Origin of the sequence: Marinobacter sp. tcs-11, assembly GCF_002049515.1 — a bacterium.
GTDB lineage: Bacteria > Pseudomonadota > Gammaproteobacteria > Pseudomonadales > Oleiphilaceae > Marinobacter > Marinobacter nauticus.
In genome coordinates, this window is sequence record NZ_LLYU01000037.1 from 1 (window position 1) to 9,291 (window position 9,291).

Annotated in this window: 8 protein-coding genes; 5 read left to right on the plus strand and 3 right to left on the minus strand. The window is 54.8% G+C overall.

Going from position 1 to position 9,291, the window contains the following annotated elements; translation table 11 throughout:
• Positions 1-200: 200 nt before the first annotated feature.
• The 3 genes from ARC85_RS19245 to ARC85_RS19255 are packed head-to-tail and all read right to left on the minus strand — an operon-like array spanning position 201 to position 3,311.
• Positions 201-1,340, minus strand: a complete 1,140-nt coding sequence (locus ARC85_RS19245; RefSeq protein ID WP_286715927.1) for a helix-turn-helix domain-containing protein — start codon at positions 1,338-1,340, stop codon at positions 201-203.
• Positions 1,331-2,656, minus strand: coding sequence for a sensor histidine kinase (locus tag ARC85_RS19250; RefSeq protein WP_286715930.1), 1,326 nt, complete (start codon positions 2,654-2,656; stop codon positions 1,331-1,333). The genes ARC85_RS19245 and ARC85_RS19250 overlap by 10 nt, the downstream gene beginning before the upstream one ends.
• A complete protein-coding gene (locus ARC85_RS19255; RefSeq protein WP_011784785.1) occupies positions 2,646-3,311 on the minus strand; it encodes a response regulator in 666 nt (221 codons plus the stop codon). Before ARC85_RS19255 ends, ARC85_RS19250 begins: the two co-directional genes overlap by 11 nt.
• A 167-nt stretch (positions 3,312-3,478) precedes the next feature.
• Between ARC85_RS19255 and ARC85_RS19260 the strand changes: the two genes are divergently transcribed.
• The 5 genes from ARC85_RS19260 (at position 3,479) to ARC85_RS19280 (ending at position 8,850) form a co-directional block, all read left to right on the plus strand.
• Positions 3,479-4,795: a ferredoxin reductase family protein gene (locus ARC85_RS19260; RefSeq protein WP_011784786.1), complete on the plus strand. Its 1,317-nt coding sequence runs from the start codon at positions 3,479-3,481 to the stop codon at positions 4,793-4,795.
• Between the two features lie 76 nt (positions 4,796-4,871).
• On the plus strand, positions 4,872-5,252 hold the full coding sequence (locus ARC85_RS19265) for a PepSY domain-containing protein (RefSeq protein WP_011784787.1): 381 nt from the start codon (positions 4,872-4,874) through the stop codon (positions 5,250-5,252).
• A 54-nt stretch (positions 5,253-5,306) separates the two neighbouring features.
• A complete protein-coding gene (locus tag ARC85_RS19270) occupies positions 5,307-5,780 on the plus strand; it encodes a DUF2271 domain-containing protein (RefSeq protein ID WP_011784788.1) in 474 nt (157 codons plus the stop codon).
• A 22-nt stretch (positions 5,781-5,802) separates the two neighbouring features.
• Positions 5,803-8,022, plus strand: coding sequence for a PepSY domain-containing protein (locus ARC85_RS19275; RefSeq protein WP_011784789.1), 2,220 nt, complete (start codon positions 5,803-5,805; stop codon positions 8,020-8,022).
• A 75-nt stretch (positions 8,023-8,097) separates the two neighbouring features.
• Entirely contained in the window at positions 8,098-8,850 is a 753-nt protein-coding gene (locus tag ARC85_RS19280) for a VIT1/CCC1 transporter family protein (protein ID WP_011784790.1), read from the plus strand.
• Positions 8,851-9,291: the final 441 nt, after the last annotated feature.

The window sequence follows — 9,291 nt, forward strand, 5'->3', positions numbered from 1 at the left end:
GGAATATCGTTTATCGACAACTTCGGCGGTTACAGAAACTACCCCGGTTATTGAAGTCTTTTTTCGGTCATCCGGACCTGGCGTATATCGCCGGGTGATGTTCGCTTACTTTGTTTCTGATTAGTAATTCAAAAGGATAGAGGTTTCAGTATCGGGTGAGAGCGTACTCGAACGCCGGGTAGCCAGGTTCAGGATCGTGGCTAGGGTCGGATATCGCCCTGCAGGGCTCGTCGGCGATATTCACTGGGGGTAAATCCTGTCTCTTTCTTGAAAGCAGTGTTGAATACGGACTTCGAGTTGAAGCCAGAGTCATACATAGTTTGCAGAATATTTGCCTGATTGGCTGCATCGGCCAGGCGCGATTTCGCCTCGTCGATGCGATAGCGACTGACGAACTCAAAGAAATTGCAGCCAAAGCCTTGGTTAATGGCCCGTGAAACCTCTCTTGAAGGGGCGCCCAATTTCCGTGAAAGTTGTTCCAGGGTCAGGTTGGGGTGCAAGTGGGGCTTTTCCTGGTACATTAACTGTTGGAGCCTGACCTTTAAAGTTTGATCAAACTGCGGCGTGGGCTCTTCTTCCAGCAAGGCGGCCTGGTCTGCTGCCAATCCAGAGAAAACAACGGGTTGGCGAAGAGAGTTTATCATCAGAAAATTGATGAAAATGAAGCCCGTTACAGCGCCAGCGCCGGCCACCCACTCGGTTCCAGGCACGCTTCTAAACACATGCGCTGTAAGGCAGTACATCATGCTCACGGTCCAAGCCACTGCATAGCCGATCAGAAGCGTCCGTAACCACGCAAGTTGTTTGTTTTCAATACTCGAGAAAATCTGTCGAATACCAAGGCCGAAACGGTTAATCGCACGAATCGTCGCGTACAGGTAGCCCAGAAAGACCGCGTGAATAGCGACTGCAAGAAGGGGAGAGGTAAGTACGCCCGGGTGGTCCCGTTCAAGCAGAATCTGAACTTTGGTCTCGCTTGGCTGTAAATAATATTCAATCAGAAAAATTGCGCCGACCACCCAGAAGAGCAACGTGTGCACGAGATGCTTCCCGCGTAACTGGAAATTCTGATACATCAGCGATTGCGCATATAGATAGAGCGAGCCGGCTTGTAGAAGTCCGATGAGTGTTCCGAGGTAGGCGAAGTTTGGGTACTGGAGCGCAAGCCCGCTGCCATAGAGGAAGATCTCTCCCAGCCCGGCGGCGAAGAACACCAGAGTGGCAACCAGGAGTCGGTTAGATATGAGCCCACTGTTGGATGGAAGTAGGAGAAAAACGGCAAGAGCCAGCGATTGAATGATGCTCGTCAGCAGCACAATGTCGGTGAGTGTCAGATACATGCCAGATTCAGCTCCGCTTCAAAACCATCCTGCCGTCCTGTTGCCGGCGATCTGAGATGCAGGGTCATGCCGGCACCTTTAGCAATCGCATCGGCAATCGCGAGGCCCAGGCCAGAACCTGCAGCGTCCGTTTTGGCGCGTGCAAACCGGTTTCTTAAAAGAGCGAGCTGTTCCGGTGGCACTCTTGCACCGCCATTGCAGACCCTTAAAACCCCATTATCGTTCAGGTTGATCTTCACCGGCTCGCTACGGGAACCATGCTTAAGGGCATTCTCGATCAGGTTACGCACCAGGATGGCGAAGGCATCGGGATCAAGAAAGGAGTTCACTTCGCGCTCCGGCAGGGATAAAACAACTCGCCCGGGTGCCTGGGCCTCAAAATCCCGGGCAATCATCGCGAGGATGGGCACAAGATCCTGCTGACTTTGTGAGAGTGCACCGCCACCTTCTGCTTTTGCCAACTCGAGCAGTTTTCCGGACAGCACCGAGAGACTGCGTAACGCTTCTTCAATTTCTGCAACATCATTCTTGAGATAATCATCGGGCATTCTGGTTTTCAGTCGCTGCACTTTGGCAAGCGCTGTTGCCAGGGGAGTTCGCAGTTCATGGGCACTGTTGGCGGTAAAGCTGCGTTCTGATTCGAGAGCACGATGCAAACGCTCAAGCAGCCGGTTGATGGCACCGGCGATTGGTTCAAATTCACGGGGTAACTGCTCTTCTACAACAGGGGACAGATCTCCCGCGCCGCGGGATTCAATGTCTTGCTGAAAATCGACCACATTACGAAGGGAAAGCCGGACAATCCACCAGACACCCAACAGGCTGACCGGAATCAGCACCAGTAAAGGCAACAGTAAGGCTAATCCCGCCTCCAGAGCGGATTCACGCCGGTGCGCCAAGGGTTCGGCCACTTCAAGATAGATGGTATAGCTGACTGCAGATACGCCATATAGCCGGTGGGTCAGAGTATCTGAAAACCCTTCCGCGGGGGTCCTGCTAAACACGCCAGGGTCGGCATCGTGGGACTGGAGCAGAATATTTCCAGCTTCGTCCCGTACCAGATAGGTCAGGTATTCGTCATGGTCTTTCAGGGCTGGGGCCTTTTGATTGCCCGCGCCGTTCTCACGGTTCAGGATGTCGGTGACCGCCAGTGGCAGTATGCGCTGGGCGGTTTCTTCCAGGGCACTGTCGAAGACCTCGTTCATTTCATGCTGTGCCACCAGTCCCGAAGCGGTCACGCCCAACAGCCAGAGTAGGGTGACACCGAGTGTCAGGCCGATACCGAGTGTTTTTTGCAGGCTGGTTCTAATGGCCATGTGTTTCCAGGCGATAGCCCATTCCCCTGACGGTTACGATAGCGTCCCGCCCCAGCTTTTTACGCAGACGGCTGACATAAACTTCGATGGTGTTACTTTCGATTTCGGCCCCGAAAGCGTATAGACGATCCTCCAGTTGCGATCGCGATAACAGCATTCCGGGTCGCTGGATAAAGCCCTCAAACAATGCCCACTCCCGTGCCGTAAGTTCTACCGGCAGGCCGTTGCGACTGATGCGGTGATCGCCAAGATCAATCATCAGCTCGCCCACTTGTATGATCGGGCTTGGATTGCCGCGATATCGGCGAGCCACCGCGGCCACGCGGGCCGACAACTCCGAAAGATCAAAGGGTTTGACCAGGTAGTCGTCAGCACCGGCATTCAATCCTTCAATCCGGTCAGACACCTGATCCCTGGCGGTCAGAATGATCACCGGTGTTGTTATTCCGGTAGCCCGGATCGTTCGCAAAAAGCCGAAGCCATGGCCGTCGGGCAGCATCAGGTCCAGCAGAATCAGGTCGTAGGCTGTGGTCCTGATACTCGCCTCAGCAAAGCGCAGAGTTTGCACCCAGTCCACGGCGTGGCCGTCGTCCGCAATCTGATCCCGGACCGCCTCGCCCAATCCCGCCGTATCCTCCACCAAAAGAACCCGCATTGTTCACCTCTGACCCAGCCCTGAAATCAAGATACTACAGCTCGAACCTGACAACAGCCTGAATGGTCAATAACGCTTCGATCTCTCTTCACCGACCTTCAGCTGGCTGTCAGGTTTGGGCGCTAGCCTTCGGGGGAATATTCCAGGTACCGATCGCAGGAGATGTGATGATGCGGATGATTTTTCCTTTCGTTGTGTTGGTTTTGGGCCTATGGGCCTGGAACCTCTTTGCAGGTCCTGGGGCCGGTTCTCCCTGGGCAGTCTATGACCAGAGCCTGCTGCTCAGTGGGCTGTTATCCATTGCTCTGATGTCACTAGCCATGATGTTGGCACTGCGCCCAGCCTGGTTGGAGAGACCGCTGGGCGGGTTGGATCAGATCTATCGCACCCACAAATGGGCGGGCATTCTGGCAGTGGTATTCGCCGCCGCCCATTGGCTGATTGAAATGGGTGACGATGTAATAGAGTCGGTGTTCGGAAAAGCCGGCAAGCTGCACGATCAGGATTATTCCGGGTTCATCGACACCATGCGCGATGCGGCGGAAGAGGTAGGGGAGTTCGCCATCTATCTGCTGTTCGCCATGCTGCTGATCACCTTGTTGCGCAAGTTCCCCTACAAATACTGGCGCTATTTGCATCGCGGCATGCCGGTGCTTTATCTGTTGCTCGCTTTCCACGCGGCGTGGCTTACTCCGCTGCAATGGTGGCAGCAGCCAATCGGTGTGCTGATGGCCATTTTGCTCTTTGGCGGCAGCATCGCCAGCGGGCTATCCCTGACCGGCAGAGTTGGTCGTCGTCGCCAGGTTCGCGGCATGGTCACCGCGATCAAAACACCAGACCGGGACGTCACCGAAGTTACCTGCCACATGGGGCCGGCATGGCCCGGTCACCGTGCGGGGCAATTCGCCTTTGTGACCTTCGACCGACTAGAGGGCGCGCACCCGTTCACGATTGCCAGTGCCGATAGGGAAAATGGCACGGTTACGTTCATCATTAAATCGCTCGGCGACTTCACCCGCAATCTGAGCCAAAAAATCAGCGTGGGGCAAACCGTAAATATAGAAGGCCCTTACGGCTGTTTTAACTTCGATCGCCGCAACCGCAAATCCCACCAGATCTGGATAGCCGGTGGCATCGGGATCACGCCGTTTCTGGCCTGGCTCGAAGCTCTAAGCAGCGCCACCGACGCCACCGTGCCTGAAGCCGATCTGCATTACTGCACGCGCAACGCCGGCCAGGATCCCATGGTGGATCGACTTCGGGCGCTTTGCGATGGCTTTCCCGGGATACACCTCGAGATTCATGACAGCAGCAAGGGGCAGAGGTTGTCTGCCGAGACGTTGTCTACCAACGGACGCTCGGCAGCAGGCGCAGAGGTCTGGTTCTGCGGCCCGGCAGGGCTGGGGGAAGCCATTAGAAACGGCTTGCGGGCAGCACCCTTCCGCCTGACTCGCTTCCATAAAGAAGCTTTTCAGTTCCGCTGAAATGGCCTCGTTTGTTCAGGTCGTTGTCAGGTTAGCGCCTTAGAGTGGATTTAACACAACCAGCAGGAGAGACACCATGAAGACCAAACCCATTATTCTGAGCCTGTCTTTGTTACTTCTGAGCGGTACCGCAGTGGCCGATGACGACTGCGATGATCCGGTGGCGAGTTGGCAGCCCCGTGAAAATCTGCGTGAAAAGCTGGAAGCCGAAGGCTGGACAGTTCACCGAATAAAGGTTGACGACGGTTGTTATGAAGTCCGGGGCCTCGATGCCGATGGGGTCAGGGCAGAAGCCTCTTTCGCGCCCGCTTCATTGACCATGATGAAATGGGAGCGTGAAGACAGTGACGATGAGGAGAGGGACCGCGGCAACAGGAAAAATGGACAGGACAATCCCAAAAGTCAGGCGCCACGCAACGGCATCGTCAAGGGGCGTCCCACGGTTACCGTTGAGTAACTCAGCGAATTTGCCCTGTTCCTTTAACGTTCATCAGGTTTTTGGAGACCATTTATGAAAACGTTTGTTCTCACTTGCAGCCTTTTCGCCGCCTTGGCTTTACCGGTATTCGCCCAGGCCCGTGACGTGACCTTCACTACGGAACTACAGAATTACGGCGGCGATGGAGCCTATCTGGCGCTGTATCTTACCGATGCCGCCGGAGAGTATCAGGGTACCCTTTGGGTTTCCGGGAAGAAATCTAAATACTACAAACACCTGGGAGGCTGGGCCCGGGGCAGTGGGCTTGATCCTGCAGAGTATGACGGCTTGACTGGCGCCAGTGTTACCAGTGGCCGCACGCTGAAAGTGACTCTGAACCTCGATGATTCGCTGATCGACAACGGCTATGAGGTTCGAGTCGACTCTGCTGTTGAAGATATGCGCGATATCAGAGCCGATGTGATAGCCCCCCTGACCACCGAAGGGTCCGGAAAGCCGGTTTCAGGACGTGGTTACGTGCGCGCTCTGACCTACGAGCTTCAATAATTCACCAGGAGCATCGACTATTATGTTGCGCAAGTTCCACAGTTTACCGGGTTTGCTTGCAGGCGTGTTCCTGATCGTTCTCTCGGTCACGGGAGCTGTGTTGGCTTTGGCTCCGACGCTGGATAGAGTGTCAGCGGTCATTCCGGCTTCCGGTGAAGTCAGTATTGCCGAGCTGGCAGACCGGGTCGTTGCTCACTATCCCGGGACTGAGCAGATCGTGCGAGAGCCTTCTGGCAAGGTCATTGTCTATTACAGCCGTGACGGCCAGGCCGGTGCGGATCTGGTGAATCCGGTAACAGGTGAGGGCACCGCACCCTACGAACCTTCCGCATTTTTTGGCTGGGTCAAGGACCTGCACCGTGCGTTTATGCTGGATGATGCCGGTAGAGCGCTGGCCGGCGTATTAGCTGCTTTGATGGTACTTCTGTGTCTTTCGGGAATATTGTTGATAGCCCGGCGTACCGGGGGTTGGAAGAATATACTAAGACCGCTTTCCGGCTCAGGCGGGAAACGAATCCATGCCGAGCTGGCCCGGTTTGCCGTGCTCGGCCTACTGTTATCCGCACTGACCGGTAGCTATATGTCGGCACAGCGCTTTGGTTTGCTGCCGGAAGCGCCTGACACAGGGCCAGGGTTTCCGGCTGAGGTCTCGGGCGGGCAACCATCGCCTGTGGGCACCTTAAAAGCGCTAGGCAATTTCGATCTTGGCGAACTCCGGGAACTGGTGTTTCCCTATCCCGGTGATCCGCAGGACGTCTATTCGCTGTCAACCGCCGGCGGCTCCGGATTCGTGGACCAGGCTACGGGCGAGTTGCTGCAGTTCCAGCCGCGCTCTGACAGCGGCGTATTGCAGGACTGGATTGTACGTTTGCACACCGGTGAAGGCCTATGGTGGCTTGGCCTGATTCTTGGCGCTGCGGCACTGACTGTGCCAGCTCTCTCGATAACAGGTGCAACCATCTGGTGGCAGCGTCGCCGGTCTTCAGGGCAGCTTCCTGACAACGCCGATGCCGCTCAGGCGGATACAATTATTCTGGTCGGCTCCGAAGGTAATGCCACCTGGGGATTTGCCCAGGAACTCCATAGCAGCCTGAATAAGGCCGGTTTCCGCGTGCATTGCAGCGAGATGAATGCCCTGGCTAAGCAGTATCCGCAGGCTTCCAGGCTGTTCGTGCTGACTTCGACATACGGTGATGGTGATGCACCCGCATCGGCCCGGCAGTTTATGGCCAGGCTCAAAGAATTCCGGGCTGAGAAGAACCTGCGATACACGGTACTGGGTTTTGGTGACCGGCAGTTTCCGAACTTCTGTCAGTTTGCCTTGTCGGTGGATGCTGCGCTCGCCGGTAAAGGCGTCAGCCGTTTGCACGCCATTGAACTGATTGATCGGTGTTCTGCCTCGCAATTCAGTGAGTGGGGAAACCGGGTTGGTGAGGTTATCGGTACTCCGCTTTTCTTGAACTACTGTGCATTGCAGCCAGCAACGGTCAAACTGGAACTGGTAGAAAGGGCGGATTACGGGATTGCGGTTCAGGCGCCCACCAGTATCTTCCGGTTCAAACCGGCGGAGCAGGGCGGATGGCTAACGGCTTCTCCAAGAAGATTTAAAGCGCTGCCACCGTTCGAGGCGGGAGACCTTTTGGGGGTTATTCCCCCACACGGTCAACCCCCGCGGTTCTACTCGCTCGCGTCCTCGGCAAATGACGAAATTGTTGAGATATGCGTCCGTAAGCAGGCCGGCGGTCTTTGCTCCGGTTATTTGCATGACCTCAAGCCGGGTGATTGTATCGATGGCTTCATCCGCCCCAATCCAGGCTTTCGGCCAGCTACCGGTAACCGACCAGTGATTCTTGTCGGTGCAGGTGCCGGGATTGGTCCGTTAACCGGTTTCATCAGAAACAATACCAGTTGCAACCCTATGTATCTGTACTGGGGCGGTCGCGATGCCAGGTCAGATTTTCTCTACCAACCTGAGCTTGGGCGCTATCTTGAGGATCATCGACTGAGCGGGCTGAACACAGCCTTCTCAAGAACAGACGAGCGCGCCTACGTGCAGGATAAGCTCAAACAGGATGAATTAGCCGTGCGACAGATGGTTAACACCGGTGCGCAGATACTGGTCTGTGGTGGCCGGGATATGGCGGCGGCTGTGCGGCAGGTTATAGAAGACATTATCAAACCCTTGCACATCGATATTGAAACTCTGAGAGGCCAGGGACGTTATCTTGAAGATGTATATTGACAGATAAAGTGACAAGGTCGAACTGAGCCTATAATCCCAAAGCACCAAATCGCGTCCTGAACAGGAAGCTGAAAGATGCCATCCACAGAAAATGAAAGACTGCTCAGCGAGCACCAGCCTAATGCCGTTCGTGCACGGCTTGCTGGTCCCGTTAAGGCCTCGACGCTACCAGATGCTGTGCTTGGCGGCATCGATGGCTGCGTTACAACGTTTGCGGTTGTATCGGGTGCGTTCGGCGCAGGTTTCTCGCCACAGGTTGCGTTGGTACTCGGCTTTGCAAACCTGATTGCAGACGGCTTCAGCATGGCGGTAAGTAATTACGAAGCGGGCCAGGCGCAGTTGAATCAGATCAAATTTGCTGAACGCACAGAACGTGAACATATCCGTGCTGTGCCAGAAGGTGAACGTGAGGAAATTCGCCAGCTGTTTCAGGCGAAGGGATTCGACGGCGAATTGCTGGAGCAAGTAGTGGAGGCTATCAGTCGTAATCCCGATGTGTGGGTAGCAACCATGTTGCGAGAAGAGTACGGACTCTCGGGTGCCGGACTCAGCCCACGCCGAGCCGCGTTGACTACCTTCGCCGCATTTTTGTCGGTTGGTGCTTTACCTTTACTGCCTTATGCCATCCCGGGTATGGAGAGTCAGATTCAGTTCCTGACGAGTCTTGGTTTGGCAGGCGTCGTCTTCTTGGGTATCGGAATGCTTAAAAGTATCGTCTATGGCTTACCAGCAATGCGATCAGGACTCCGGACTTTGATCATGGGTACGGCCGCAGCGGGGCTGGCGTTTGCTACTGGGCATTTTGCGCAGGGGTTATTGGGGGGTTAGTTCTTCAGCGGTGAATAGACAATTTAACATAATATTCCCCTAAGAGCTGATATTCATTCGCGTACCCGCTATTGGAATTAACGGCGGATTTCTCGCTCTGTTCGCCCAATGAGTGTAGTTGCAGAATTGAATTTTTAAAGCACAACTCATGCTGAAATGAAAATTATTTAGCAAGGGCCAGTCGTCGACTAATTACTGCGCAACTTTATGAATTGTGGAAAAAATGGTGTCGATATCATTGATGCCAAAGGCTTAGCGTACAATTTTTTCCGTTTCGTGAACTGACCCCAGAATGTTCGCTTTGCGACCAGCACCTAAACAAAAGCGAACGTTCGCGCACCTCGGTTCGATAAATCTGCCTATCTTTTCGTAGTGTCCGCAGTGACGGGGTAGAGCCTCAAGAGGTCGATTGGTTCAGAAGCTAATCCCTTTGGCTTTTTG